Origin of the sequence: Fibrobacter sp. (assembly GCF_045112255.1) — a bacterium.
GTDB lineage: Bacteria > Fibrobacterota > Fibrobacteria > Fibrobacterales > Fibrobacteraceae > Fibrobacter.
Genome location: NZ_JBGUHR010000128.1, coordinates 1 through 24,897, shown reverse-complemented (window position 1 = coordinate 24,897; position 24,897 = coordinate 1). Strand labels below are relative to the sequence as shown.

Below are 24,897 nucleotides of genomic sequence, written 5' to 3'. Positions count from 1 at the left end.
TATGGACAACTTTGTGCATGTAGACTGGGAAAAATTCAGGCATGATCTCGCGTTCCCGATTGGCGGCGAACGCGTGAACGCTGCCGATACCGACGCTGCGTACCAATACCTTGTCGGGCTTTGCTCGATTTTGCCGCGCTTCTATGGCGACGAGCTAGACCGCGCAAACCTTTGGGGACGCATCGACAGCGCTTTGAGCGTGGCGGCTTCCCGTTGCTCCCGTAGCGACGAAATCCCCGATTGTCTTCTATCACACATTTGCGCGGATGCCGTTAGGGCAGCCGCCGACAAGGATCTCAAAGCGTTTTTCGACAGCGCTCGTGACCTTAACCTCGCGGCGGCAAAACAAATCATCGCAACCCGTCGCCTGCTTGTCATTTGCAACGCGCGCGCGAACTGGATGGAGTACAAGGAACAATGATCACAATCCACATGTTATCCACAGCGTTATCCCCAATTACTCACATGCACGGAACCGCCGGGAATGTCGCGCTCTTACAGCGTGAAGCAATCCTCGGCAAAGACGGGCAGGTCTACTCGATCCCATGCCTAAGCGGAAACGCGCTTCGTCATAGCCTTGTCCGTGCCCCCGCGGCCGAGTACATGTGCAAGGCTATCGACATGCCGCTCATGCCCTATCAACTCGCCGACCTAATGTGGCACGGAGGGCGTCTCACGAAGGCTAATCCGCTAACGGCTGGTGCGACAAAAGCGCTTCTCGATTCCGTGCCCTTTCTCGCACTGCTTGGCGGCGCCTTGCCAGGACAAATCCTGCAAGGATGCCTCAAAGTGTCACGTGGCTTGCTCGTTTGCGACGAAGCAGCCGACATCATCGAGCGCCGTTCGGGCGTTGCCGTTCAGAACACACACGGCGCTGAGACGTTTGTCGGCTCATATCTTTACACACGCGGTGCCGAGGAAAACAATCCCGACGCAATTCAAGACCGTATGATCTACGAAGGCGAGTGTGTGAAGGCGGGAGCGAAGTTCTATCACACCATGAGCCTTGAAACGGCATCCCCGCTCGCTATTGGCTGCCTGCTAAAGGCATTGGCCGACGCGTCGAAAGATATTGGCGGGATGGGACGAATCGGACACGGTGAACTCCATATCGAGTGGGCTTGCACGAACATCGCCATCGGAGAGGAACGGGCGCTTATCGATGGTTATTCGGACTACTTAAAGCAAAACGCGGATACGGTGAGATCCGCGCTTATGGACTTGTTCGACGAACCGATTAAGGTCGAAGCCGAGGAAAAGAAAAAGCCCGCAAAGCGGTCTAAAAAAGCCACGGATGACAAGCCGAAGCCGGACGCGTTAAACGCTACACAAACCGACCTTGACTTTTTTGGTGCTACTCCGGAGGAATAACCCATGACTCGCTCGCCTTGTCTTATAAAGGCATGGCTTGCTTCCCCGCTTGCCGGGGAAGCTCCCATGCTTGATGCCATACTTGAACGGCACGCCTTCATTCACAACATCGACGGATGCGCCGCGTTGTCGGCAGGCCGTCAGCTCAATTCGCACGACCCGCTCACCTATGACATGCTCGACTGTGTGCCTCTCGCACAACAACTCTTTGCCTGCGGCGAAAAGTGCTACTGTGTGTCATCCCCGATCGTGGACGGCGTGTGCGAAGCGACAGAGCATTTCGTTCGCCGTGCGGATTACGCCACGCTTAAAGGACGTATCAAGCCGACGGAAATCGCGAAGCTCAGGCAGATCACGGGCCCGTACGCACCTTCTTTTGAGCCCCACCGCGTCCGAACTGTGCGTGCGATCGCGTGGTATGCCCGCGGCGATGTTCAGTTGCTCAAAGACTGGCTTTCCCATATCGGACATATCGGAGGCAAGACTGCGGCGGGATACGGCATTGTAGACCGTTGGGATGTGACCGAACTCGATGTGTCGATGTCCGATGCGTGGTATCTGCATAATGGCGTACTCATGCGCCCAGTACCTCTCGCCGTATTCGACGAAGCGCCAAAAGGCGCAAAGCCATACTTTGGCGCGATCAAGCCGCCGTATTGGCATCCAATGCGACAAATGGAGATATGGAAACCATGCTAATTTACTCGCCTCGCCTCACACGCGCCGACATCGAGCAATGGGAACGCACGGAAATCGCGGACGCGATGCACGCCAAGACCGCTGGATACCTTGCACGGCTCGCCGAGACCAAAGCCGCCATTAAAGCCTTTGTGCGCGGTCGGCCTGACGGCCGATTTTATGGTGGCCTGTCGTTCGGGAAGGATTCGATTGTTATGTGTCATCTTATGCGGGAAGCCGCGCCAAACATGCACATAGTGAGCATCCGCAACGTCGAAAACTTCAATCCGGATTCCCCTCGGGTGGAGATGGCGTTACAAGCGCTGCTCTCGCACGATTACGAGGTGATTTCGTACGATTACCGTTGCGCGGATGCGTCTTACTACGATGCCGACGGGCATCCTGTGAAGTGGTACAATATCCTTCGTGATCTCAAAAAGCGTTACGGAGCACATATCACGGGAATCCGTGCGGATGAGAGCGCGAAGCGCAACCGACGTGTGCGCGTGTTCGGTCTTGAAACGGAATACTCGTTCGCGCCGCTGGCTTACATGACCGTTCAGGACATTTTCGCATATCTCTACGACAACGGCTTGCCCGTGCACCCGGTCTATGCGATGACAGGCGGCGGCCGTTGGGACAAGTACCGATTGCGCGTGTCCGCGATCGGCAATCCCGAAGGGCGAGGCGTAGGCCGCTTGCAGTGGGAGCGGGAGTATTATGGCGACGTTCTGAACCGAATGGGCAAAACACTATGGATGCGGGAGTACGACGTATGAGAAAACACACCATGTCACAAACTGAAAAAGCGGCATATCAGCTATTCGTCGATGCGCTCCCATACTACTGGGAGATTTTTGATAAGATTCCGCATCCAATCCAATTCAGGCTATTCGTCAACGGCTATGGGAGCGCGGCGATGGCTTGTGTCGATATTGTGAATCATTGGCTATCCTCGCCGAAACTTGCCAGGGATGCACGAAAACGACTCTTTCACATGCAGGCGTGGAAAGGCAACAAGCAATGACGGCATGCTTTTCTTCCCTATGATCGCACGTTTCTATGACTGGAAAACCGATGCCTGGACGGCGCTTGAGAAAATGGGAAACGAAGAACCTGCACAGGCAGTACAACAAAAGTCAGAGAAAAGTCAGAGATTTCAGAGAAAAATTCAGGGAAAAGTCATAGAAACGAATAAAGGCCGCATGAACGCGGCCTTTATCCTGTGTTTTCTGCTTTCGTCTTCCCTACCGGGAACTACGGTAGCCTTCCACAGCTACCGTATTGCGGGAGCATGAATCGAACATGCGTCTGGGGGTTAATAGCCCGCCGTGCTAACCACTACACCATCCCGCGAAAATCCCCACGTCGAAAAGGAGATAACTCCGTGGGGGAACCGTGCAAAGTGGCACGATCAAAACACGAAATACATACGCGCATTATTCCGCTTTGTCAACATCGTAGAACAATTTTAGCGCATCTATTTTAGCCGCGCACGCATCGAGCGCATAGCGCAACGCACTGGCATACCGCGCAAGATCGCCGTTCGTTGTCATTTCCACCGGTTCGGGCTTGTCGCATGGCAAGAGCAACGATGGCGGCGGAGTGATGATCTCAGTCCTCACCACATAGCGCGGCGCGCACGCTGTCAGGGAGAGGGCACAAAAGCCAAGCGTCATCTGCCTGGTCAATCTGTTCAAGCCGTTCCGCATGTCCTTTTGCCGCCTCCTCCACGGCTTCCCCTGCCCGGTTTACGGCGTCGTACGCACGGGCTAAAATTTCGTGCATACGGGCGTTTTCCGCTTCGGCGTCCTGTAACTGCGCCCGCAGTGATTCCGCTTCGTCACGGGCAATTCTGGCCGATTCCTCGGCGCGTTTCACTTTGCACGACGAAGCACCCGCCGAGGCGAGGGCAACAAAGATGGCGAAAAGCACTATGATCTGCTGCCCGGTCATACGCCCATCCGATTGAGCTTAGGATAGCCACGAAGCAGTGTGAGCGTCATAAGCTCGCCACGTGCTTCTTCTTCGATTTGTTCAGGCGTCAAATCGGCGTTCGCGTCTATCGTATGGACGTGTGTGTAGTTCCCGAACTCGGCGACAAGTACGTCAAGCTCGGCTTTGAGCTTGGCAAGATATTCGACCGGGATGTCTTTCTCACACTCTCGGCCGCGTTTCATTATGCGCGATTTAGCTATTTCGGGATCGCAATTCAGGTAAACGACCAAAGACGGATACATCACATCACGGCTCATGTTCGCGAATAACTGAGAGTAAACGTCTACTTCTTCATTAGTCAAAATGCCGTCCTTGTGCAGCATTTCGACGAAACACGAGTCCCCGAAAAGGCTTGAATCCTGTACGGATGACACGCCCATGAGTGCCAGGTCTTGTGCGACACGTTGCTGTTCCAGTCTCCGATTGAGCATGTATATCTGCATTGAGAGCGCGTATCTGTGAGGGTCTTTGTAATAGAGCGGCAGAAGCGGATTACCCTCAACGGGCTCCCATAAGCCCTCGCATCTGCCATATTTCGAGATAATGGCTTTTTGCAAAGCCCGCGCGAATGTCGTTTTGCCGCTTCCAATGACGCCCAAAACGCACACATGATACCCACAGCGCTGAATCCCGCGCATCAAACAACTTTCTTGGATTGACATGGTTTTCTCCTTTTACAGTCAAAAAATCGTCGAGACGCCGGCCGCGATGGCATCTTGAACACGCGGATCGAAAAGCGCCTCGCCTTCCTTTGCGTTACTCATAAACCCGCACTCCACAACGAGCGCCGGGCACAGTGTATGCCGCAATACGTAGAACTCATGGGAGTTCTTCACGCCCCTGTCTTTGAAGCCCGTAGCCGCAACGAGCGCCGCCTGCACTCTCGCCGCGAAAGGATTATCGCTTTTATGCCACTTCCACACCTCGGCACCGTGAATCGTTGGGTCTACCGCTGCATTGAGATGGATGCTGATAAACAGGTCGGCTTTCGCGGCATTAGAGATGCGGCATCGTTCGGCAAGGGAGACATCGGTGTCACGCGTGCGCGTGAGTACCACGTCAACACCTTTCGCCTTTAACTCCATCGCAAGCCGGTGTGATATGGCGAGCGCCGCGTCCTTTTCCTTTCTGCCGTAATAGACCGCGCCGGGATGGCCCCCACCGTGTCCAGGATCAATGCAAATTTTCATCTTTTTTCCCCTCCGAACTCAGTTCGACCTCGGCATCGCCCTTGCGCGCCTTTAGCGTCGTGCCTGCCAACCATCCTTTGGACAATACTTTTTCTACGGTACGAAGTCCAATATAGACGCCCGCAACAATGATGCCGCCGAGGATCACGGTGTGTCGAACTTCGTCCGATAACGTCTCGAAATCCACCACGGCTCCGATAAGCATCGCAAGCACTACCACAACAACGCACCAACGGTACGATATAAACTTTTCCGCCTTAACGTTCAACACTGGAATCCCCACGCCAAACAGCAAAATGAACGAGATGATGATGATTGTAGCAAAAGTCGGTGAAATCATACGCACTCCTAAACCCAATGACACTCTATCGTCATTTGGTTTGCAAAAAAATCTATCTCATAATGCTCTACCATGACGGGCACATACGTCGCATTTTTGACCACTGAAATCACGCTATGCTGACGGATGCGTGGATCATAGGGAGCGGTGATCGTGATCGTGTTCTGCATGTACTGCGCATAGCGCAGGTATTTCGCCGCAATCGACACATCATCCACACGGCATACGCTCTCCACGCCATAATCCGCCGACGTGGCATCGCCCGCGGTGTACCGATGAACGCCATCCCGCCATGTGATACCGCTTATGCGTTCTGTGACAATATCTTCATCAACGTAGGCGTTGTAGTCCGTTGTCGGCGAAAGGCTTTCAGGCACTTCGCGCAAAGTCTTCGTAGGGAAGTCCACAAGAAAGCCGAGCGATGCCTCAAGTGCACGAAGGCGCTCAAGCTCGGTTCCGTGCCAGGCAAGGAAGCCAATTTTGACGCCAAAAAGGTCGGTAAAGCCGTCAAAATCGAGCGATTCTGCTCTAAATGTCTTGCTAAATGCCCGATTGTACGACACAGGGAACGCACTTCCCACGAGCTTCAATTCTTCGTCCACGAGGTCGGCTGAAATGATGTGAAAATCGCCGTATCCGTCCACCGTGATAATGGATTCAGGATCGCCGATGATTGAATCGAGCACATCTCGGCTAAGCGTCTTCGTCGCGTCCCCGAACGCCATCGACAAGCTGCATCCGCGTTCAGTGAGCGTAAACGCAACAAGGGACGCAAACTCCGATGATTCAAGCGTGACCTCATTGGCCGTGATAGATACCCTGGGAATGTGAAGTCTATCGTCATCGAGTATGAGTGCACGATCACGACTTGCGCCTTTCGCCGGTGACACGCCCGAAAACACGGCATCCGCCTCAACGGCGACAACTTCCCCCCTGTCATGGCGATAGGACAAATTCAGCGAAGTCATCGCGAAAAGCAACGAGCTGTACAGCGGCATCCCGCTCAGTCTAAACGGCGTCGGCGCGGTCTTGACCGTCAAACGATCACTCCAATCTTCAAGCCTGTTCACCCACTCAAAAAAGTCTTCGCCGATGAGCTGGCAACGTGGCACAGTGACTTCAAAACGAAGGCTAATCTCAGCGGTCGCAAAACTACGGAATCGCACGCGGCTGTAATAATCCGTGAAGGCGTCCGCCGTCTTCGCATAAGACAACGCGGTCACGAACGGGCATGGGATGTCATATGCCTGGCATGAGATGTAATTCATAGTCGCCCCCACGGATTATCGATGACAGTGGTAGCGTCCCACGGATTGGGTATGATTGCGGATTCCATAATCGCCTGTTGCGGAATCTGAATGACATCGCCATCTGAGAATGTGACCGTATCGTAATACTCATAGTCATTCGCTTCCAATAGTGTATCCATCGCGAAGCTATCGTCAAAAAGATCGTAAGCTATTGAGTCCCACGTTTCGCCTTCTTTTGTCGAGTAAGTATTCATTTCCCACCTCTACAAGAAAAGCCCCATAACGGGGCTTGCGTTGAAAACCTAGACCGCTTCGAGTGGCGACCCTTCGATCTCTACCAAGAAAACGACTCCCCATGCGTTGAGATATGCCTCAGGAATGTCAGTCATATTGATAATAAACGTTTTATACGTCGTCGAACTACTATCTCGATAAATGCTGAATTGATAAACTGTCGTTGGCGAGGCACTGCGTGTACTTTTGTTGTTTCCAACGCCGTTACCACCACTATAGCCATCCGCCGTCATAAGCGTCACCTTTATGTCATAAAAATGATCTTTTCCCGTTGGGAACTGCCATGCATTAAGATTAAAAGGCCTAATGACTAGTGATAGTGCGTTCTCAGAAACAACCGTTCCTCGTTCTATGTAAAGTCCACCACTAATAATCTTTTTCGACAAATCTGAAACAAATCTCCATTCGCCTGCGTTCGGTTGGTAGCAGAGCTGATGAATGTGTCTAAGTGGCGTCTCAATTTTGGCTGACGAAATTGTAGTCCCACTTGCGTTTTTAAGTGAAAGCTCTAAACCTTGTGCTGATAGGGAATATGGCAAGTCTTCGCCACCCGCCTCATCCTTCACGCGTGCAATTTCTTGGCCGCCTGAGCCAAGAAAAATTAAATAGCCGTCCTGTTTGAGAACGCCATAAATCGCGTTCTGAATGTCTTTTCCGTTCGTGATAATCGCCATAATGAAATCCTCCTATGCAATACGAAGAACAATCGCCCAATCACATGAACTGTTTGTGGCTGATAAAAGTTTATATGTGTGCGTCGCCTTTGAAAAGCGCGCATCCGGCTCTTGCAATCCATTCAAAGTGGCATATTTATAAGACGTGTCACCTTGTAACGAGTCGCCGACGTTTAACCCACTCGGTAAACGCGCAAGCACCGTCATCGCACCTACGGGTAACTCATTGTCACCATATGCCGGGAGTATGGCGCTTTTAAGCGTCGCCGTCCCTGTGACATTTATGTTCTTTTGGAAATATGTGTTTTCTGTGAAGTAAGCGCCATCCGCAAAAGGCGCAATAATCATACCGCCGTCATCTTCATAAATCGACATATACCGGCCGCTAGCGACTGAAAGGACAATACTCCCGACATAAGCATCTTTGAATTTATTGTCCACATTACCCAAATGATATGTATTGTTTGAAGTAGGTGTCACATTCGTTACTCCTAACCCGTTTTGAAAGTAACCTAACAACGCATACCTAATCGATCCACCGGCATTTCCCTCTAATGCAATACCACTCTTGAATGTAGCTTCATCATGGAATGTAGAGGTATCGCCAAACTCCACAGGGTCTGTAAATGTCTTTTCCCCGCGAATCCTTTGCGCGTCGCCTGTGGTAGAATCCCCCAAACTGTGCGCAGATACGAATCGATCCAGCATATCCACGCTCGCGTTATCTCCGACGGGAATCCCCTCAATGTATGCAGAAGCGCCGCCGAACGTCAAATCGAACGGAACCTGAAAACGCACCACAACTCCAGTCACGGATTGAGGCTGTAATGTAATCCCGCCATTATCCAAGCTGCATACTGCGAATGGATACGCCGTCGCCGATCCTTGCGACATCGCACGCACGCAAAAAGATTTGATCGTAATCGCTTGCCGCAAACCCGCGTTGCTAAACTCAATAATAATCTGCGCCGCCGTGTCTGTAACACTCATCGCTTTTACCGTACCTTCCGGCGCGCTTAAAAACTGCGAATCCGTGGCACTCGGAATGTTTGCTTGCGCGATCGTATTTTGACTACACCGACCTCCGACCATTTGAATCAATGATCCTGTCGTTGCCGCGGCCAGCATCTCAAATCCCTTTGTCGTTATGCCAAAATTATCAAAAGCCATCGTTAAACCCTCCTAAATATAGTATCCGTGCGGCTGCAATTCCGATTCAGGAATCCACGTATTTGTCTCGTAATTCTCATCCAGAATGAAGTAATAATTATCAGGCGTCGTATATGCGCGGAATTGCGCATCATCCGAAATGCGCCGAATCGGAACTTCCACCGCTTTTGCCTCTTCGGTGTAGTATGCAAGCACAAAGTATTGAACATTTGCATAAAGTGTATTTGTTGTTTGGCATCTCAGAAATCCGTCACTCACATAATCCACAATCATGTCTTTGCACGCGTCGCCAAAGGCGAGCGAAGTACCGCTTTGCTTAATGCCAAAAATAACACCGTTCGGAAAATCGACACCTTTATATGCCACGCGGTCGTCGATTTTCCATAGAATCGGTGCATCCAAACGGCCTGCCAGCGTGAAAGTGTAAGCGCCTGCGTTGTATGGCGTGCGCGAAGGGTGAACCAGAACAAATAGAATCGTCGGGTGTACCGCGAAATCCGAGCGGTAAAGGTGTTCAATCTGCGTAATGTTCGGTGCGTTTTTATATATACCAAACTGTCCATCGCGTAGTTTTGTTGTTACTGATAAGGACAATGTTGTGTCATAAAAGGTTCCAACAATTCTTTTGGCTTCTTCTTTTTTGTACAAAACTGAACTTGTTCGCATCAATTTTGACGCCGTTGCCGCCGTGTTTGCTGAATACACAGATAGTGCCCAGTTTCTTATTTGTGTCAGTGTCCACGGAACTGCGCCAGAATGATTGATCGTGGATGCCATTTGGTTTACTGTACCTGCGTCGCCGTTATCAAGTCCGATTGGATAATATCCATAAATTCCCCACGCATCGACATCGCCTTTGCAAGCATCCGTGACCGCTGTCATTATTGCGTGTTCGTCATTTATCGGCGTGGTGTGAATGGGAATCTCCACGCCTGCTTCATACGAAATGCTATGAAGCGCCGCCGTCGCTCGCATAAATCGGCGTACATTATCCGCGACTCGTCCCATCACATAATCGGGGAGCTGCGATAAATCCAAGTTCAGGTGCACATCATAGCAGTGCAATAATGTCGAATCGATAACATTACCGTTGTCATCAAATGCGATTGTGTCATCAATGGTAACACTCATGCCGGGATAGATATATCGCATCAGCGCTTTGACGGCTTCGATCGTTCCAAGTTTGCGGATATTCACAATTTGTTCAAACAGGAATCGATCGCGATCCGCGCGCGGCAAATCGGGATAGTAATCCGCAGTGGAATATATTTTATATGCCGCCTGTAAGTCATCCTCCGATAATGCCGCAATGCCTTCAAGCGTCCAAGGCGATTCCAACGCGTCTTTGAAGCTGACGCGTTGTTTCATCCACTCATCAAGCGCGTCGCACGCGAACTCATAGCCCTCGGCGAAACGCGGCAAAAGTTTCATGGATTCGAGTTCAGAAAGTTTCATAATTCCCCCCTTAAATCCAGGTCACCGTTGCATTCTTCCACTGCGCCGAAATAATGAACTTTTTACCTACCCCTGGTTTGTGGTACGACGCGTTACTCTTGAACGTCGTGGCGTACACGCCGTTTTCATCGGGCTTGCAAAGCATAGCCTCCAACGCGGATTCGATATAAGGCATATTGAAATGTGTTAATAATCTCTCTCGATATTCTGCAAACACGCGCTCGAAATGGGCTTGCGCAATCGAGATGCCGTCGCTATTCAACGCCTGAAAACGCGTCTCGTAATAAATAGCAATCCCGATAATGTTCAAATACTCGGACTCGCCCTCGGCTACTTCAACGTAATCTGTAACGCATTTCACGGCATCCGAAGACAGGTAATCGTGGATAATACTATTTATCATCATCTTGTAAGCCTTTGTCGCAATCGACGACACAAACAAAGTTTTAATCTTTACCTTTCCCGCCTCAAAACCCGTATCGCCGTCCCGTAAGCAATACACATCCGCCAGGATCCCGTCATAACCTTTTTTGGCCTCATACTCATAATACGACGCCGTGCCGACGGATAGTGCCTTGATACCTTCAAGGACATACGCACGAAAAGCGGCGTCGTTCTCAGGTGTATATTCTTCCATGGAATCGATCGCGCCCTTAGATGCACTGCTCGCTATGAGTAGGACTGTGTCAGGCAGTTCGATCCCATCAGAGATCATTCCGTTATACTGGCTACCCAATTCGTCGCAGTACAAAAACAGGCTTACCGTCGTTCCATCGCCTGGCAGCGATACCGGCGCGATATTCTTGAAGTCAACATTTTGCGTGGTCGTCGCCACGATCTGCCCAACGTCGAGAACTACCGTCGATCCCGATATACTTTCAAGCGCAATCGCCATACGCGACGCCGTTGCCCCCGGACGTGTAATTCCAAAAGATGCAGCGATATTATCAAGCGCCTCACCTGTTGCTGTGTTAATGCTGACAGCATCCGCACCGCGTTTCATTGCCTGCTCAAATACTCGCAAAACATAAGAAGCGACGGTCGAAAATGCGAATTCCTCAGAGCCGATGCGCAACGTCTCGCCGGTTTGCTCGTAATACGCCGCCTTGAACAGATCAAGAATTTGCTCAGTAGTATATGGTATCAAATCAGCCATTTATCTGCCCTCCACGCCACGAAATGTTATCGTATAACGGTATTGCCCAAGCGCCAGATCACCAGCCGTGGAACGTCGTTCAATGGACACAGAATCCACATCCGGATAATACGCGGCGACCTGATTTTTTACCTCGCTGTAAGATAAGCCATACGGCGAATCCACATCATTCAGGCCATATCCGCGAAAAAGCGGATGTTCACCTGGGCGACATAAGCCCAAATTACGAAGGCAATCTTGAATTTTTACACTCATATATCCTCCTACGTCTGCGTCCGTACTTCAGCGGTACTCGGCGCAGACGGCAAGCGCGCCGAGGGCAAGCTCACAGACACGCCGACCGCGCTGACACTGCCCAAGCCGTCAAGATCAATCGCGAATGACACGCTCTGAACGAGCACAAGTCCCATCGAACGGCCATGCAGAACAAGCGTTCCCGTTTTACCCACCATATCTTCTAAATCATAAATTGCCTGAATGAAATCAGAACAATCAAAATGATTCAATGTGTATGACACAGTGTGCGTTTTGCCCTTCGTGAAGCGACGCCTGCGAATACTTTGCGGCGAGCCCGAATAATCATAACACCGCCTGTCCGATACTTCCAAAGCCGCGCCGGCATCGTATCCCGCTTCGTCTGGGAAGGCGTGTTCAACGCTTTTTATGATAATTCCGTTTTTCATATCATCCCCCCGGTACTATGATAGGCGTGCCCGTTGTTCCTGTGCACGGGCCCGATGGGCTATTCAACGTGCCCTTGCCCGCGTCGTGAAGGTGATCATGTAGCGATATATCGCCCGCTTTGCACTCATTCGCCTGCACTGTACCGCTCACCGTGATACTATCGCCAAACTTTTTTTGAAAATCGCAATTTTCAAAGCCGACAAGCAACGCGCCAAAGCCGATTGTAGGGTCTAACACGCCAAAAAAGCGGCTTCCCGCTGCAATATCACACTGCCCCCGCCGATTCATATATGGCAGATAGAACGTCCCCTCAATGGCGCTATCGTGTTCTAACCGCGCTTCGCACGTGTTGCCGTCAACAGTTTTTACAATAAAAAAGCCTACCATGTCGCCCTCGCATCAATGAATGAGCGCCCGAACGCGCCGCGCCGAACAGCCTGCCCTAGGCTCTGCCCCGTGGTTTGATTGCCTGCCATGTTAAACGTCTGTGTAAAGTTCTGAACAACCTGGGCGGCGCGTCCACTTCGCGCATAATCCAACGGGATCACAAGTTCCGGCCCGCGCTCGCCTACGATCGAACGTCCAAACGCGATACCGCCATTCGATTTCTGCGCCGTTGAACGGCTTTCATCCGTCGGACGCTTTTTCTCGCCACTGAAAAACTCGCCGACACCCGCGACAGCGGATGCGACGCCTTTCCCGATGGTAGCGCCAAGCGATGCCAAGTCATCCAAACGATTCGCGAGCCACTCCACAAGGCCGACAAGGGCATCCGCCAGCTTGTCGATTGTGCCGTTGTCGATGAGCGCGGCGAGCTTGTCCACGAGCTTTGAAGCTATCGGAACGAATTTGAGCAACAATTCATCTTTTTTGAGCTGCATTTCGCGCAATTTCATGGCGGTCGTCTCTGCCGACGTCGGTAGAGTGGTCATGCCGCCTTTTCCAACGACATTTGACAAAGATTCCGCGTCGATGGAAGCGATACCACGGCGCACCGCGTTCTTGTCCTGTGCGCGCCAAACGTACGTATCCCACTTGAACGCCTTCAGCTGTTCGCCAAGGTCTTTAGACGGATCAGCCTTGCGCAAAAACGCGTTTAACGCTCGTTCCATGGCTTCCTGATTTCCCGCAAAGGCGGATGACCCCTGCAAAGCCGCGTACGCCGTGACATACTGCATCTGACTCCACCGATTACCGCCAAGGCGGCTACGACGCGCGGCGTCCATGGCGTCGCCAAGGTTCACACCCGTCCTTTGCTGCAAGAGACGCAAGCGCTCGTTCAAACGCCCGTACTCTTTGCCACGTCGGCCTTCCCGTGTCGATGCCTGGAACAACGCGGCCGCGCCGGGAAATTCAAGCTCTGCCTTTGCCGCCGTAACGACATCTTCGTTTGTGGAGCCTTTGAGCGTCGAAGTCACACGATTCACGGCATCCACGATTGCGTTGGTGTCCGCGCCCGTCTCTATGCGCATCCGTGTGAGCAATTCCCGCCTATCTCGCTCAGTAAACGGGCCTTTCATACGGCGCATAGCGGCCTCATCCTCCACGAAGCGATCCGCCGCGCTCACCGCGCCGGCGATCCCCGCGGCGGCGAGACCTCCAATCGCCGCGCCGCCTTTGAGCGCCATGCTACCGACTTTTTTGAGCGCCTTGTAACGGCCTTCAGTCGTTTTCAAGCTCGCAATAAACTCTTTCTGCTTCTTAATCCGATCTGTTATGCCTTTGAGGTCTTCTTTAAGAAGCGTTTTGAGAGTCTTACGTTCTCTCGTTTCCGCTTTCAGCTGTTCCTGGCCCTGCTTGGCCTGAAGGCGAAGGAGCTTATTCTTGACTTTGAGCTGTGCGAGTTCTTCGTCCGTGCCCTCGATGACAGTCTTTTGGAGAGCGCGAAGCTCGGCCGCTTCGTCCTTCGTAAGGTCAGACCGCTCTTTGAGCGCCTTAATACGCGCACGATCCGCCTTCCCCTGTTCTGTCATAGAGTAGTTAATCAGCGTCGCCTGCTTGCTTAGGTCATCCAAGAGCGCCTTGACGCCCTTGTCATAAGCAGAGAGCTGTTTCGACACATCATTCCCCGCCTTCGCGGATTCTGCTATACTGCGTTTCAGCGCATTGAGCGACTTTGTGGCATCGTCAAACTGCATATTCGATGCCTCTTGACGCATCCCCTTCAAGCCCTTATTTATTTGAGCGAGTTCAAGGTTAATGCGGTCTGCATTCTCTAGCTCAATCGACACGTTGTAAGATCGCAGGTCACTCATACGTACACCTCCAAAAGGATGCTATACCATGGACGAAATTTTACACGAAATCACGCCAAAAGACAAGGCGAGAATACTCAGGAAAATCTACAAGGTCGCGTCAAAAAAAGCCGACGTGCTCGCGAAGATAAAAGGCCGTAGAGTCACCGGAAAGGCCGTCAAGCCCCTATTCAAAACGCGGGAACATGGGAAAACAATGGGCGTGTTCGGCGCGTATCAGAATCCGATTAACCTTCCAACGATATTCACAGACCTTCCCAGTGCACGCCGCGTGCCTTGCGTGCCCCACCGCGTGAAGCTCGACAGCGGTAGATGGGTATTCACCAAATCAAACTCTGACAACCGCCGAGCACTTCCCGCGCAAGGCATAGACGTGTATAATGCAGATATTCGAGACGCCTTCACGCCGGGGAGCGTGTCATTCTTTTTCGGGAAAAACAGAAAACAGGTCTTTGCGATAGACCGGAAAACACATAAAATTATGCCTGTGGCTACCACGTGGAGTATGCCGGACACAATATCAGAATCCGAATGGGACGCTCTACTCGGCGAAGCCGCCGACGAAGTTTTGCAAGGGGAGGAACTGCTATGAGCCTAAAGAATTTAATTGCCACCGACATCAAAAGTGTATTCCTCGGCGACGCCGAGGATTATGGCGAAGCACTGAAAATCGGAATCTCATCAAGTAACGTTATCAACACGTTTGGCTCGCTGCAAAACAATCTCATCGACAACAACACTGGCACGAATCCGCCACAATCTTATGCGTGGATGCTGCTTGTGCCAACAATGGACATAGCAGAATTACACATACGCGTCGGCCAAACGATTTATGTAAACGATACCGCGTACAAGGTCACAACCATGTCCGACGAAATGGGCGTCAGCAACATTGGCTTACTAAAAGGGAACTAATATGGAAACACTATTCGACGCAACGTCTGTCATTCATGCAATATGTAATTATCTCGAAACGGCTTTCCAGCAATACAAATGGTCTGGCTTCTTGTTCAAAACGACAGATAGCACCGCCGAGGCAAAACTTGCAACACCGAGAGTGTATCCCCTTGTCTGCCCGCCCGATGAAATCAATGATAGCGGATTCCCCGTTTGCGTGCCATCCGTCACCGTCATGTTGTCTTCGTCAACACTGTCCACTGTTGGCGAAATGTCGCTGCGCATCGAGCTCCACACCGCGCTTGTTTCCCCGTCGGTAGCGGATGCCGAAAAAGCCGTCCCTGATCCTGAACACGAAGGGAAGTACGTCATCGACGAAAACACAGAATACACACGAGAAAACGCGCAACGAGAATTATATCAATCCTGCATCGTATTCACCTCTAGGATTGCGCGCATATTGCGTGCCTCGCCTTTCTCGCTCGGCGACATCTCCATCACACCGCCTGAGCCTTCACTGCCCGATTTTCCATTTATCACATCACGCATCGATACGAGCTACGCACAAGTGCTCCCCAAAGCGGTATGCACTGAAACTGAGACTGACATAAACACATTTATTAACGAGTGGTTATGACAAAAAAGCCCACAGAGTCCTGTGGGCTTTCATTTTACTAGGCGCCGAGACTATGCGAATCGTGCTTCAAAAATGCAATCGACGTTAGGCAAGACATACTTGCCATCACTGTTTTTGGTCTGCTTTACGCCATTGACATAGTACCCGTCGAAGGACACACCTGAAGTCGTAGTCGTGGCATCCGCGATCGTTACCGCGCTACCGCCGAGCTGATTGCTAAGGTCAGCGGGAAGTGTCGCGTTCTCATCATCGGACTCGAACTCAACGCTGATAACTGGACCGACCGCGCCGCCGGAGATGGCGTTGTTGTTCTGTGCGTCCATCGTGATCCACGTCCAGTTACGCCAAGGCGCAGGAAGCGGGCGGGATTCCATACGGACCGACACGCTCTGGTTGCGAAGATCGATGAACTGAGAACCGATAATCTTACCGCGCATCTGACGGAAAGCGTCGCTATTGACATCTTCAGAAATGACAGCAACGGGATCGCAAAGCACACAACCGCCGCAAAGCGTGTGACCAATTCCACGATCGAGGACGCACACGAAACCTTTGGGAAGATAGTGAACCATGCGGCCATTCTCATCCTTGTACCCACCGCCATAAACAACGATGTCGAGGGGATAGCCGAGGAAGACGCAGTCGGCAACTTTGCGAGCGCCTGAATAATCATCGCCGGTCAATACACTCTTTTCGGAGTGATAGGTCTTGAAAAATGCCTGGTATTTCTCATCGAGGGCAAGAAGCGCATAGGCTTCAGGACTGATAAGAAGGATACGAGGATCACCGCCATGGACGGAGAGTGCCTGAACCATTGCGCAAATGTCATCGTACGGCGTTGCGCCATTCTGTCCCCACGCATTGGCGGGAAGGTAACGCTGCTGATTGCCCGTCGAATCGTCATAGAACTTGATTTCGATGGGAACCTCGGTAGGATCAGTCGGCGATTTAGGCATCGTCCCTTCAATCGCGTTATTCAGCAACACACTAACACAAAGCTGTTCAATCTTACGAGAGACGCGCTCGGCCGCGCGGGCCGCGATAATGCGTTTGTAATCCTGGAACGCAATCGCACGATTGCCCTTGGCATTATACATAAGAGACTCGAAAAGCTGTCGGTCCCTGTCCGTCGGATCGATGGATACTTCAAGACCGCAACGAGGCGGCTCAACGGCCGTGGCTTTCCACGTGACCACGTTCTCATTTTTGTAGCCCTTAGAGACCATCGGAGCAACGCCGAAATCGCCTTCGTCAAGGTCGAACAAAACTTCTTTGGTCACGAACTCATCTTCGCTGCCAGTGGGGAAAAAGACTTCCTGAAGAAGTTTCGCTTTCGGCGCTTCAATCAGGTAAGTTTTCGCCTGAGTTACGGTAGATGTAACAGAAATAGTATTAGCCATAGTTCGCCTCCTTATCGAATGTAATCAGACACGTTTACGCGTTTTGAAAAATCGGCAAGCTCTTCGACTTGCTGTGAATGTGCTTCAGGTGCGTTGTCATCGCTCTGTTTAGCCGCGCTCGCCGTCGGACGAAGCAAACGCGCATAGAGAGAGTTAAGCAATGCGCGCTTTTCATCATTCGATCCGCACTCGGCCATCTCGTCATCCTGCTTTTTCCCCTCGCCTTCGAGCACAGCCAAACGATGCTCGATCTCATCGAGGCGATTCACGACGGCCTCCATGACATCTTCCATCGAGCGATCTTCGGCCTTGGCGGGCGCTTCCTCTTCTTTCTTTTCGGGCGCTTCCTGTGTAAAAGTCACGCTTGTCTCTTCGGCTTTCACCTTCGTCTCTTCCATAGTCACTCCTTTGCGCATACCGTAGCACGCAGCGACCCTCGCCCGTGCAAGGCTTACGCTCTCATCGTTATTGTCAATATATTCCGCAAGACCAAGCGACACCGCTTCATCTGCATTTATCCACTTGTCTTCTTTCAGATCCTTTTCCGAGTATTCCGGAAAATGGAGATGAATTATATTTAACTGGCTTTCGTTGGCTCTCAAAATGCCTTCGTCAATAGTGTCTAAAAAGGCATTATACGCACTGTGAATCATAAGCTGTGAGCCGCGCGCCATACGGATACGGTCGCAAGCCAATGCAATATCGGACGCCGCGCTGGCGCAAATCCCGTATACATCCGCCGTGAATCGGATACCACGCGAACGCGCGTTCAGAATCATTTGTCCCATACCTGTGCCCACAAAGCACAAGCCACCATGTGACAAAATTGTAACATATGCGTCAACGCCGTCTGGTATCGTATTAAGCCACTTTGTGAAGTCAAGCGCAACTTCTTCCAGAATATCAGCTATGATATAAAATTCATGTTCCCGCATTTACTACCTCGCCATTCGCTTTGTGCCCGAACAGTGCTTCCGCTGCTTCGTCACGTGTGATAAGACCTGCCTCAATGGCACGTAGATAAAAATCAATCTCTTTATTCGGATCGAGTGTCAAAGGACTGTCGTTTGGCAACCACTGGGATTCAAATGCAATCAAATCCGCTATTTCAGGATCACTGATAATCTCGCTCAGAAAGACACGGAAAACAGGCCGCAAAAATTGCTCGATCAAAACACTACGATACTGACGAACCGTGTGATTGAACGCACTGCACGCGCCCTTGACTGCGCTGAAGTTCGCGTCAAACCGACCGCTCAGGACTTGTTCCGGGATCCCAATCGCCGCGCCCATCATACGAATACGGTATTCGCAAAATTGTATAAATCCCGTGTGAGGCGAAGTCGGCGCGACGAATTTAATATCCTCGCCGTCGCTCAAATGCCTGGTCTGTCCTGGCTTGATATAATGCGCTTTGTCAACCAAGCCGAACAAACCTGAGTCCCCCATTGGCGGAATCCACGCAAAGTCCTTGCTAGGCTCTGCTTTCTCGCCCTCGGTAGGCGGTACGAGCGGCGCGTCCAAATCGCGAACGGTCAATCCCGCGAACGGATTGATTGTAGGATTCGTGTTTGTCGTAATAATCAGCGACATATTTGTCTGCAAGATTGCCATCTGCGTCTCACTCTCGCCGTACGCATAGCACGACCATATTTGCGAGATAATCGGCGCAACAAGAGGGAGACCGCGCACCTGGTCCGGGCGTTCCTGCATGAACACATGAAGCACCATAGGCAAGCCATCCTCGCCCATATACTCGGCGCGGTCGTACGTTTCCTCGCCTTTCGAGGCGTCGCACACATAACACGCAACGGGCTTGCCGTCTTCGAGCTCGATGCCGTCAATGATGATATTGCCATTAGGCAATTCAACGACGTTATCCACCTTCCCAAACGCTTTGGGCGTGCGGATACAATCAGGCTCTTTGGCAATCCAGCCGTGGTCCTTCCGAAACAGCCAGCACTCGCCACTTACGAGAAATGTGCGAAACACCAACTGCTCAAACTGCGTGAATGTCTTGATACCCCTGGCATCAAACCACGTCGTGGACGCGATGTCTGCCCACCGCTCCTCTAGGCCGCTGCCCGAATAATCGAGCCGCGTGGACCGCTTTGGCGCGGCGTATCGAATCCCGCTACCCACAACACCGCCAAGCATGACGCTGTGGAACGCACGTGCCACATCGGACACGCAGTCAAGGTAACGTGCACGCTCAACAATCGTCTGACGCGACCGCATATCAGAATTGGCGTCTTTTGAGCGTGCAAAGAAGCCCGCCATCGCTTGCGACGTAAACGAGCCCGCATTTGCATTGAATCCGTCTAAATTGTGGTCACCTCACTCAAAAGAAAAATGGGGGAATAAGGAATTGGGGGTCTTGATACGTGTACGTCGATGTATCTCGAACCGGACGCCCGCTAAGCATCGCCTCAATCTCGTATATCTCTCTGTCGATGTCCCTCAACGCGGCACGCATATCGCCGAGAGAGGACCGGGAACGCGTCACGCTGCGATTGCCAAGCGAATAACTCACAACGGATGCGCCGCTCATAAGTTCCAGGATCGCTTTGTTCAACGCGTCCCTAAACTCATAGAGCCTCGCCCTGTCCTGCATTAACTTTTCGCGTAACGTCCGCGGTGCTTCCATCGTTCCCTCCATTTAAGACTTGGCCGCCGCGCGGGCGGCCTACTTTTGGGGCTCGCAAACGGGAGAAAACCCTACCCCAAAAACCTATTAACGTCGGCGCGATAATCTACGCCATCCACGATGAGCTTGCCTGTGGCACGGTCAACGTCGTACGCTTGGTATCCCGTGGAATCTTTCTTCGAAATCGACACGCAATTCATTGTGTAATCCGCGGTAGAAGCCGAACCGAGCTCTTTCGCGCCGTCAGGGACAGCCGCCACATAGCCCGCGGCAAACACTGTGAAGCCGACGGCGGTCTGCGTCTGGTTCGGCCAAACGATATTCTGAACCCACGAAATACGCCATCGTTTCAACCCCGGGCCGACAAGCCGACGCGTCTTAGGATTGTCGCACTCCAATGCCGCCGTGACCTGGATGTTTCCAAGACGCGTGGTATCAGGAACGGACAACGTTCCCATAAACTGAACGTCTGCACTCTCGAACTCGAGCGCGGGAAGCGTGACTGCCACATCCACCGCCGATGGCTCACTATTGCTCTGCCATTTATCGTCGCACTCGTAGATGGATGTTCCAGTGACCTGTGTATATCGTTCAATCTGTTTAAGCATAGTCCACCTCCATTACGCGGCAAGCAGTACTGAGTATCCCTCGGACGTAAACACGATCTTGAGATCAATGTAACGCGCAGGCGCAGTGACTGTGAGAATGTTCGTGAAATAGAATTTACCGCTCTGGATAGTCTCAACCGTGTTGTCATCCGAACGAAACTCGCACTTGGGATAGCCAAGCAACGCGCCTTGCGATTTGAGGTAATCAAGGTATCCCTGCTCCTCTGCCAGGATCGCGTTACGAAGCGAGAGATCAAGCGGCGCGTCTATGGTATTGCGCCATATTTGCTGGAAGCGATTTCCGAGCATGAGCAAAACCCGGATGGTGCTCGTGAAGCGACTGCGCTCGTCATCCACGCCCGTTGGCGACAACGCCGCTGTGCCATCGCCCCACGTGTAATATCGGCCCGCGCCAACATTGATAAACGTTGTAATACCTGAATCCGCAAGCTGCGTCGCTGTCTCTTCGGGCATGACAAGCGGCGCGGTCTGATCTGAAAGCAAATACATTCCGCTCATCGCAGCCGCCGAGAGATTGCCCTGCGTGCGAATCGGGATGTTATTGTAGTCGGCATCCGCAAGCGCCATAAGGCACGCAATATAGATATTCGCCGCAACGTATTCATTGCCGAGTTTCACATGTGGCCAGCACGGGATACCGCGTTCGGAGCTTCCACGCTTGCGTGAACGAACATTCGTCGCATTAACGATGTGCGTACCCTCGATGACTTCATCCGCGTTCTCAATGACCTGGTACAGGTACATGCAGTCCCAGTGCCCATTGATCTTCGTGCAATTAGCCTCCACCGCTTCGCGCACGTCGCTCTCATCCGCGAAGATCGTGGGAACGACCAGCGAAGGCACAAGGCCGAGTCTCGGATAAACTTTCTGAATAGCATAAAGTCCGGTCTGCTCGGTCGCGTCGCCGATCATGTCGCTCATGTCAACATCCGTAGACACCGCGCCGACACCGACGCTAATGAATACCGCCTGTTTAATGTGGCAACGCTCAAACGCGACACGCGCGGCGGTAGCAAGCCCATCGCTGCCCAACGTCGTACTCGCTCCAAACTTTGACTTGAAATCTGAATAAGACGAAATAAGTTCGGGCTCGTTCGCCGTGCCCGATGCGGAATTGCCCACAAAGACAAGCACCGTCTCCGTCGAGACGGGCGTTAGGGCCTGCGAGCTTAGAAGCTCTGAATCTACGCCATAATAACTCATGTCAACCACCTCCGGCATGAATGATGTTTATCACATCGATGATGTCCCTTATGGGCATCCTGTACAAGTCAAGCATTGAACAGTGATAGGTTACGGACAGAACCACGAGCTCTCGTGGCAAGTCCCTTCAAGCCGTAAGATAGCCGTCGAAACATTCGTCCGAAAGTTCGAGCGTGTCAAGCATTGACAGGCGCACGCAATCTTCAACCACAAGACCCTTCGTTCCTTTCACCGCCGCAACCCACGCGAGCGCAATACGCAAGCCGTTATCTAACTTGGGGGACACGCTGTCGCTCGCGCTCACCTCACCCATCATAAGCCGGACTCGGCGCACCGTCGAAAAGTCGCCAAAGGATAAGCTATCCCAATCAAGATTTAATACCTCGATCGTTTCGCCCGCGCTTGTGATGATGGGCTTTTTGAGCTTGTATTCCGCCATATTCGCACTCCCTACAACGGCTTCAAGCGCTTGCGATGCGCTCTCGGCAGCTCCGTCGGCTGTGCCTGCGCCTGTACAGGCATACTCGTACTACTATCCGATTTTATATTACTCGTATTTTCCACGTTCTGCAACGCTTTTTGTTCGTTTTTCGCTTCTTTTTTCGGTGCTTCCTGTGGCTTTTCATCATCAATCCCGCGCTTTGTCGTGACCGATGGGAGCTGGCACAATGACAAACGCACCGATTCCGCGCCCGCCATCGCGTACACCATGCAGTCTAACGCCTCGTTTCGTCGACCCGCCTTCACGCGGTAGAGCGAGATGCCATTCTTCGTCTCGTACTTTTCCTCACTTGTGAGCTGTTCAAAGAAGTTCTCATTCTGATTCAGGTCCGGAACGGCTGAAAAGTACAGGCCGCAATCCCTGTTTTGGATGACTTCGCCAAGGCGATAGTACAACAAGTCTTTGCAATACCGCGTATTCACCCACGTCAACGCGATACGGCCTGCGCCATTGCCAACAGAATTAAGTGCTCGCCGTTGCACGCGGTCAATGATCTGTCGTTCTTCCTCCGCCATGCGGTACGAACGTCCGCGAACCGGACGCACATACGGGCTTTGCAGTGCAAGCGCATAAACTGACATCGTAGCATGGCCGCCCGCGTCTATCATGGTAAGACCGATCGGCAGCGATCGGCCGTCTACCGTCTTGAACACCGTCTGCCCAATGTACCCTTTCAACTCTTCCCACACCGTCGAATCATTGATCACGTCCCCGAAGAACACGCGATGCTCTATCACAACGCATTTGAGCGTATCAACAGAATATCCCGCAACAACCATCTCAAATCGATTGTCCTGTGTGTCCACGCCCGCAACGGTAAATGCGACCCATTCGGGCAGTGATTCCCGGTCGTACATAAGACGCCTGGACAGCAATCCTGTGAAGTCCGTGATCGCGATAGAAGGCGGCTCGTACGGCTCTCCGACCGTGACATTACGCCATGACCTAATCGCGGGAAGCCCGATCGCCTCCGCTTGCCGTCGCTCCGCCTCGATGCTGTCCCACGTGTACGCCGAGTGCACAAGTGGAGCCGTCACTTTGAACGACCTCGCTATTCGCCCGTTTTTGTCGCTGTACGGCGTTTTGTTCTCCGGTGGGGCGTACCCATGTTCAAGCTCAATAACGTCTTTCTCCGCGTAAACCTGTCCACAGAACGGGCACGCATAAACCGGCGTGCTACCCGTGAAGTCTATGTCGTCAAAATGGACTGGCATCCACGCGCCACACGCCGAACACTTCACCGACCACACCTCGCACGTCCCTAAGCCGTAGTACTGCGTGATACGGCCATCGGGAATCGTCGGCGTCGATGTCATTAACGTCATCGAATGCCGATACCGCAAGGTGCGCTTGATTGCCAGTGTCACCGGATCGCCTTCGCCATCGAGTTCCCTGGCATACCTATCCACTTCATCCAGGCACAAAAGCTGAATCGGCGTCGATGCCAATGCCGACACACTCTTGGCGCTGCCCGCAATAAGGTTCGCACCGCTCGCCAGTGCGATGTTAAAGTTCTCGGCGCTCACATCCAACACGCCGGATGTTTGCCCTTTCTGCAACGAAGGCACTTTGGCGAAGTCACGCAACGCCGGCTTTAGCCTGTTCTTGACCAATCGCCGCGCCGAGTGTTCTGTGTCAAGAAGTAGCATTGTGTTCGCCGGATGATACACCGCTTGGTGGCACAACACCGCGATGATCGCCGTTGTCTTGGCACTCTGTGCCGGTGTGCTTATCACAACTCGACATGTGGTGTACACTTCCCCCGCCGCCCTGGTCGGCTCTCTCATCCACGGTGTTTCCGCATAGCGCAAGCGCCCTGAATCCCGTAGAATAATGTTATCCTCGGCCCATTCATCCACTGTCTTCGCCGCGAGATGCGCGAAGCACGGGATCGTAAACATATCAGTCTCTACTGGCATACGCTCTCACCTCCCTCTTGCTCCTGTGTGATCCCGTTGCCATCGAGTCCACTTCGTCAGCCGACTTCAATTCGACTTTCACCTTGGACAACTCAACGAGCAATTCCTCAATGACCTTCGCCGCCTTTTCCGTCTGTGCCGCGTCGAGGTGGCAACGATCCCGTAGTGTATGCGGCAATCGTTCAATGGCATCATGCACAATCTTAATCACGGCAGAGAATTGATCGACTGCTGCGTCCTTGTAGCACAGCAGATCGCGACGCCTCTGCAACGCGATATTCTCATTCGTCGCCTTGCACTCAAGGATCGCCACGTCCGCGCGTAGCTTGCGCAGTTTGAGTTCTTCAGTCTCATCACGTATCGCCGAGCGTTCGGCGAGGCGCGCCGCTCTATCCGCCGACGCGGCTTCGTACGCATCCGCAGTTTGCTTTTTTACCGCTGCTACTGCGTCGATGGCTTCGCTTGTCGATACCGCGCTTGTTTTCTTTGACCGCGTAGTCTTGGCGGCCTTTGTCTTCGTATCTTTAGGCATCGTTTGCCTCCCTTAA

At 52.3% G+C, this 24,897-nt stretch carries 32 protein-coding genes and 1 tRNA gene; 9 read left to right on the top strand and 24 right to left on the bottom strand.

All coding sequences use genetic code 11. The features are described 5' to 3' along the window. Position 1 precedes the first annotated feature (1 nt). From ACJMM9_RS16720 to ACJMM9_RS16695, 6 genes are read left to right on the top strand one after another with little or no spacing between them, the layout of a single operon-like run. A complete protein-coding gene (locus tag ACJMM9_RS16720; RefSeq protein ID WP_405329545.1) occupies positions 2–421 on the top strand; it encodes a hypothetical protein in 420 nt (139 codons plus the stop codon). After that, positions 418–1,371, top strand: coding sequence for a hypothetical protein (locus ACJMM9_RS16715; RefSeq protein WP_405329542.1), 954 nt, complete (start codon positions 418–420; stop codon positions 1,369–1,371). Before ACJMM9_RS16720 ends, ACJMM9_RS16715 begins: the two co-directional genes overlap by 4 nt. A gap of 3 nt (positions 1,372–1,374) precedes the next feature. Next, the gene (locus tag ACJMM9_RS16710) at positions 1,375–2,070 is read left to right on the top strand and encodes a hypothetical protein (protein WP_405329539.1); all 696 of its coding nucleotides are present in this window, start codon (positions 1,375–1,377) and stop codon (positions 2,068–2,070) included. Beyond that, a complete protein-coding gene (locus ACJMM9_RS16705; protein WP_405329537.1) occupies positions 2,055–2,828 on the top strand; it encodes a phosphoadenosine phosphosulfate reductase family protein in 774 nt (257 codons plus the stop codon). Before ACJMM9_RS16710 ends, ACJMM9_RS16705 begins: the two co-directional genes overlap by 16 nt. Beyond that, complete coding sequence (locus ACJMM9_RS16700) at positions 2,825–3,076, top strand: hypothetical protein (RefSeq protein ID WP_405329534.1); 252 nt, start codon at positions 2,825–2,827, stop codon at positions 3,074–3,076. The genes ACJMM9_RS16705 and ACJMM9_RS16700 overlap by 4 nt, the downstream gene beginning before the upstream one ends. A 4-nt stretch (positions 3,077–3,080) precedes the next feature. After that, positions 3,081–3,347: a hypothetical protein gene (locus tag ACJMM9_RS16695; protein WP_405329531.1), complete on the top strand. Its 267-nt coding sequence runs from the start codon at positions 3,081–3,083 to the stop codon at positions 3,345–3,347. Here the strand turns inward: ACJMM9_RS16695 and ACJMM9_RS16690 are convergent. From ACJMM9_RS16690 to ACJMM9_RS16615, 16 genes are all read right to left on the bottom strand, one after another. After that, a tRNA-Asn gene (locus ACJMM9_RS16690) sits at positions 3,334–3,405 on the bottom strand. The two genes, ACJMM9_RS16695 and ACJMM9_RS16690, sit on opposite strands and share 14 nt — an antisense overlap. 83 nt (positions 3,406–3,488) lie before the next feature. Continuing rightward, positions 3,489–3,674, bottom strand: a complete 186-nt coding sequence (locus tag ACJMM9_RS16685) for a hypothetical protein (protein WP_405329528.1) — start codon at positions 3,672–3,674, stop codon at positions 3,489–3,491. Beyond that, positions 3,664–4,005, bottom strand: a complete 342-nt coding sequence (locus ACJMM9_RS16680; RefSeq protein WP_405329525.1) for a hypothetical protein — start codon at positions 4,003–4,005, stop codon at positions 3,664–3,666. Before ACJMM9_RS16680 ends, ACJMM9_RS16685 begins: the two co-directional genes overlap by 11 nt. Then, positions 4,002–4,685 carry a deoxynucleoside kinase gene (locus ACJMM9_RS16675; protein WP_405329595.1) on the bottom strand — a complete coding sequence of 228 codons (684 nt, stop codon included), beginning with the start codon at positions 4,683–4,685 and terminating at the stop codon, positions 4,002–4,004. The genes ACJMM9_RS16680 and ACJMM9_RS16675 overlap by 4 nt, the downstream gene beginning before the upstream one ends. 42 nt (positions 4,686–4,727) lie before the next feature. Continuing rightward, the gene (locus tag ACJMM9_RS16670) at positions 4,728–5,237 is read right to left on the bottom strand and encodes an N-acetylmuramoyl-L-alanine amidase (RefSeq protein ID WP_405329523.1); all 510 of its coding nucleotides are present in this window, start codon (positions 5,235–5,237) and stop codon (positions 4,728–4,730) included. Beyond that, a complete protein-coding gene (locus ACJMM9_RS16665) occupies positions 5,221–5,577 on the bottom strand; it encodes a hypothetical protein (protein WP_405329521.1) in 357 nt (118 codons plus the stop codon). Before ACJMM9_RS16665 ends, ACJMM9_RS16670 begins: the two co-directional genes overlap by 17 nt. A gap of 8 nt (positions 5,578–5,585) precedes the next feature. Beyond that, positions 5,586–6,845 (bottom strand): hypothetical protein, encoded by a 1,260-nt coding sequence (locus ACJMM9_RS16660; protein ID WP_405329518.1) that lies wholly within the window; start codon positions 6,843–6,845, stop codon positions 5,586–5,588. Continuing rightward, positions 6,842–7,081, bottom strand: a complete 240-nt coding sequence (locus tag ACJMM9_RS16655) for a phage tail protein (protein ID WP_405329515.1) — start codon at positions 7,079–7,081, stop codon at positions 6,842–6,844. The genes ACJMM9_RS16660 and ACJMM9_RS16655 overlap by 4 nt, the downstream gene beginning before the upstream one ends. A gap of 48 nt (positions 7,082–7,129) precedes the next feature. Beyond that, the gene (locus tag ACJMM9_RS16650) at positions 7,130–7,795 is read right to left on the bottom strand and encodes a hypothetical protein (RefSeq protein ID WP_405329512.1); all 666 of its coding nucleotides are present in this window, start codon (positions 7,793–7,795) and stop codon (positions 7,130–7,132) included. Between the two features lie 12 nt (positions 7,796–7,807). Further along, on the bottom strand, positions 7,808–8,965 hold the full coding sequence (locus tag ACJMM9_RS16645; RefSeq protein WP_405329509.1) for a hypothetical protein: 1,158 nt from the start codon (positions 8,963–8,965) through the stop codon (positions 7,808–7,810). Positions 8,966–8,977: 12 nt separating this feature from the next. Further along, the gene (locus ACJMM9_RS16640) at positions 8,978–10,420 is read right to left on the bottom strand and encodes a hypothetical protein (protein WP_405329506.1); all 1,443 of its coding nucleotides are present in this window, start codon (positions 10,418–10,420) and stop codon (positions 8,978–8,980) included. Between the two features lie 10 nt (positions 10,421–10,430). Then, positions 10,431–11,576, bottom strand: coding sequence for a hypothetical protein (locus ACJMM9_RS16635; RefSeq protein WP_405329503.1), 1,146 nt, complete (start codon positions 11,574–11,576; stop codon positions 10,431–10,433). Then, positions 11,577–11,831, bottom strand: coding sequence for a hypothetical protein (locus ACJMM9_RS16630; RefSeq protein ID WP_405329500.1), 255 nt, complete (start codon positions 11,829–11,831; stop codon positions 11,577–11,579). An 8-nt stretch (positions 11,832–11,839) separates the two neighbouring features. After that, a complete protein-coding gene (locus ACJMM9_RS16625; RefSeq protein WP_405329497.1) occupies positions 11,840–12,259 on the bottom strand; it encodes a hypothetical protein in 420 nt (139 codons plus the stop codon). A 1-nt stretch (position 12,260) separates the two neighbouring features. After that, positions 12,261–12,647 carry a hypothetical protein gene (locus tag ACJMM9_RS16620; protein ID WP_405329494.1) on the bottom strand — a complete coding sequence of 129 codons (387 nt, stop codon included), beginning with the start codon at positions 12,645–12,647 and terminating at the stop codon, positions 12,261–12,263. Beyond that, on the bottom strand, positions 12,641–14,515 hold the full coding sequence (locus tag ACJMM9_RS16615) for a hypothetical protein (RefSeq protein ID WP_405329491.1): 1,875 nt from the start codon (positions 14,513–14,515) through the stop codon (positions 12,641–12,643). Before ACJMM9_RS16615 ends, ACJMM9_RS16620 begins: the two co-directional genes overlap by 7 nt. 28 nt (positions 14,516–14,543) lie before the next feature. On the opposite strand from ACJMM9_RS16615, the gene ACJMM9_RS16610 reads away from it, so the two are divergent. Genes ACJMM9_RS16610 through ACJMM9_RS16600 form a run of 3 tightly spaced genes read left to right on the top strand, consistent with a single transcriptional unit; the run spans position 14,544 to position 16,049 of the window. After that, complete coding sequence (locus ACJMM9_RS16610; RefSeq protein WP_405329488.1) at positions 14,544–15,107, top strand: hypothetical protein; 564 nt, start codon at positions 14,544–14,546, stop codon at positions 15,105–15,107. Further along, the gene (locus ACJMM9_RS16605) at positions 15,104–15,430 is read left to right on the top strand and encodes a hypothetical protein (protein ID WP_405329485.1); all 327 of its coding nucleotides are present in this window, start codon (positions 15,104–15,106) and stop codon (positions 15,428–15,430) included. Before ACJMM9_RS16610 ends, ACJMM9_RS16605 begins: the two co-directional genes overlap by 4 nt. A gap of 1 nt (position 15,431) precedes the next feature. Next, a complete protein-coding gene (locus ACJMM9_RS16600; protein ID WP_405329482.1) occupies positions 15,432–16,049 on the top strand; it encodes a hypothetical protein in 618 nt (205 codons plus the stop codon). A gap of 50 nt (positions 16,050–16,099) precedes the next feature. On the opposite strand, the gene ACJMM9_RS16595 is transcribed toward ACJMM9_RS16600, so the two are convergent. From ACJMM9_RS16595 to ACJMM9_RS16560, 8 genes are all read right to left on the bottom strand, one after another. After that, positions 16,100–17,449, bottom strand: coding sequence for a major capsid protein (locus ACJMM9_RS16595; RefSeq protein ID WP_405329479.1), 1,350 nt, complete (start codon positions 17,447–17,449; stop codon positions 16,100–16,102). An 11-nt stretch (positions 17,450–17,460) separates the two neighbouring features. After that, positions 17,461–18,384 carry an ATP-dependent Clp protease proteolytic subunit gene (locus tag ACJMM9_RS16590; protein WP_405329477.1) on the bottom strand — a complete coding sequence of 308 codons (924 nt, stop codon included), beginning with the start codon at positions 18,382–18,384 and terminating at the stop codon, positions 17,461–17,463. After that, positions 18,371–19,729, bottom strand: coding sequence for a phage portal protein (locus tag ACJMM9_RS16585; RefSeq protein WP_405329474.1), 1,359 nt, complete (start codon positions 19,727–19,729; stop codon positions 18,371–18,373). The genes ACJMM9_RS16590 and ACJMM9_RS16585 overlap by 14 nt, the downstream gene beginning before the upstream one ends. Positions 19,730–20,167: 438 nt before the next feature. After that, positions 20,168–20,704 (bottom strand): phage major tail tube protein, encoded by a 537-nt coding sequence (locus ACJMM9_RS16580; RefSeq protein ID WP_405329471.1) that lies wholly within the window; start codon positions 20,702–20,704, stop codon positions 20,168–20,170. Positions 20,705–20,716: 12 nt separating this feature from the next. Continuing rightward, positions 20,717–21,928, bottom strand: coding sequence for a hypothetical protein (locus ACJMM9_RS16575; RefSeq protein ID WP_405329468.1), 1,212 nt, complete (start codon positions 21,926–21,928; stop codon positions 20,717–20,719). A 127-nt stretch (positions 21,929–22,055) separates the two neighbouring features. Continuing rightward, on the bottom strand, positions 22,056–22,367 hold the full coding sequence (locus ACJMM9_RS16570) for a hypothetical protein (protein WP_405329465.1): 312 nt from the start codon (positions 22,365–22,367) through the stop codon (positions 22,056–22,058). A gap of 11 nt (positions 22,368–22,378) precedes the next feature. Beyond that, entirely contained in the window at positions 22,379–24,331 is a 1,953-nt protein-coding gene (locus ACJMM9_RS16565; RefSeq protein ID WP_405329462.1) for a terminase gpA endonuclease subunit, read from the bottom strand. A 1-nt stretch (position 24,332) separates the two neighbouring features. After that, positions 24,333–24,881 carry a hypothetical protein gene (locus ACJMM9_RS16560; protein ID WP_405329459.1) on the bottom strand — a complete coding sequence of 183 codons (549 nt, stop codon included), beginning with the start codon at positions 24,879–24,881 and terminating at the stop codon, positions 24,333–24,335. Positions 24,882–24,897 lie beyond the last annotated feature (16 nt).

Coding starts and splice junctions, on each gene's coding strand:
- ACJMM9_RS16720 (WP_405329545.1), top strand. CDS start 2: ATGGACAACTTTGTGCATGTAGACTGGGAAAAATTCAGGCATGATCTC.
- ACJMM9_RS16715 (WP_405329542.1), top strand. CDS start 418: ATGATCACAATCCACATGTTATCCACAGCGTTATCCCCAATTACTCAC.
- ACJMM9_RS16710 (WP_405329539.1), top strand. CDS start 1,375: ATGACTCGCTCGCCTTGTCTTATAAAGGCATGGCTTGCTTCCCCGCTT.
- ACJMM9_RS16705 (WP_405329537.1), top strand. CDS start 2,055: ATGGAAACCATGCTAATTTACTCGCCTCGCCTCACACGCGCCGACATC.
- ACJMM9_RS16700 (WP_405329534.1), top strand. CDS start 2,825: ATGAGAAAACACACCATGTCACAAACTGAAAAAGCGGCATATCAGCTA.
- ACJMM9_RS16695 (WP_405329531.1), top strand. CDS start 3,081: ATGCTTTTCTTCCCTATGATCGCACGTTTCTATGACTGGAAAACCGAT.
- ACJMM9_RS16680 (WP_405329525.1), bottom strand. CDS start 4,005: ATGACCGGGCAGCAGATCATAGTGCTTTTCGCCATCTTTGTTGCCCTC.
- ACJMM9_RS16675 (WP_405329595.1), bottom strand. CDS start 4,685: ATGCGCGGGATTCAGCGCTGTGGGTATCATGTGTGCGTTTTGGGCGTC.
- ACJMM9_RS16670 (WP_405329523.1), bottom strand. CDS start 5,237: ATGAAAATTTGCATTGATCCTGGACACGGTGGGGGCCATCCCGGCGCG.
- ACJMM9_RS16665 (WP_405329521.1), bottom strand. CDS start 5,577: ATGATTTCACCGACTTTTGCTACAATCATCATCATCTCGTTCATTTTG.
- ACJMM9_RS16660 (WP_405329518.1), bottom strand. CDS start 6,845: ATGAATTACATCTCATGCCAGGCATATGACATCCCATGCCCGTTCGTG.
- ACJMM9_RS16655 (WP_405329515.1), bottom strand. CDS start 7,081: ATGAATACTTACTCGACAAAAGAAGGCGAAACGTGGGACTCAATAGCT.
- ACJMM9_RS16650 (WP_405329512.1), bottom strand. CDS start 7,795: ATGGCGATTATCACGAACGGAAAAGACATTCAGAACGCGATTTATGGC.
- ACJMM9_RS16645 (WP_405329509.1), bottom strand. CDS start 8,965: ATGGCTTTTGATAATTTTGGCATAACGACAAAGGGATTTGAGATGCTG.
- ACJMM9_RS16640 (WP_405329506.1), bottom strand. CDS start 10,420: ATGAAACTTTCTGAACTCGAATCCATGAAACTTTTGCCGCGTTTCGCC.
- ACJMM9_RS16635 (WP_405329503.1), bottom strand. CDS start 11,576: ATGGCTGATTTGATACCATATACTACTGAGCAAATTCTTGATCTGTTC.
- ACJMM9_RS16630 (WP_405329500.1), bottom strand. CDS start 11,831: ATGAGTGTAAAAATTCAAGATTGCCTTCGTAATTTGGGCTTATGTCGC.
- ACJMM9_RS16625 (WP_405329497.1), bottom strand. CDS start 12,259: ATGAAAAACGGAATTATCATAAAAAGCGTTGAACACGCCTTCCCAGAC.
- ACJMM9_RS16620 (WP_405329494.1), bottom strand. CDS start 12,647: ATGGTAGGCTTTTTTATTGTAAAAACTGTTGACGGCAACACGTGCGAA.
- ACJMM9_RS16615 (WP_405329491.1), bottom strand. CDS start 14,515: ATGAGTGACCTGCGATCTTACAACGTGTCGATTGAGCTAGAGAATGCA.
- ACJMM9_RS16610 (WP_405329488.1), top strand. CDS start 14,544: ATGGACGAAATTTTACACGAAATCACGCCAAAAGACAAGGCGAGAATA.
- ACJMM9_RS16605 (WP_405329485.1), top strand. CDS start 15,104: ATGAGCCTAAAGAATTTAATTGCCACCGACATCAAAAGTGTATTCCTC.
- ACJMM9_RS16600 (WP_405329482.1), top strand. CDS start 15,432: ATGGAAACACTATTCGACGCAACGTCTGTCATTCATGCAATATGTAAT.
- ACJMM9_RS16595 (WP_405329479.1), bottom strand. CDS start 17,449: ATGGCTAATACTATTTCTGTTACATCTACCGTAACTCAGGCGAAAACT.
- ACJMM9_RS16590 (WP_405329477.1), bottom strand. CDS start 18,384: ATGCGGGAACATGAATTTTATATCATAGCTGATATTCTGGAAGAAGTT.
- ACJMM9_RS16585 (WP_405329474.1), bottom strand. CDS start 19,729: ATGGCGGGCTTCTTTGCACGCTCAAAAGACGCCAATTCTGATATGCGG.
- ACJMM9_RS16580 (WP_405329471.1), bottom strand. CDS start 20,704: ATGCTTAAACAGATTGAACGATATACACAGGTCACTGGAACATCCATC.
- ACJMM9_RS16575 (WP_405329468.1), bottom strand. CDS start 21,928: ATGAGTTATTATGGCGTAGATTCAGAGCTTCTAAGCTCGCAGGCCCTA.
- ACJMM9_RS16570 (WP_405329465.1), bottom strand. CDS start 22,367: ATGGCGGAATACAAGCTCAAAAAGCCCATCATCACAAGCGCGGGCGAA.
- ACJMM9_RS16565 (WP_405329462.1), bottom strand. CDS start 24,331: ATGTTTACGATCCCGTGCTTCGCGCATCTCGCGGCGAAGACAGTGGAT.
- ACJMM9_RS16560 (WP_405329459.1), bottom strand. CDS start 24,881: ATGCCTAAAGATACGAAGACAAAGGCCGCCAAGACTACGCGGTCAAAG.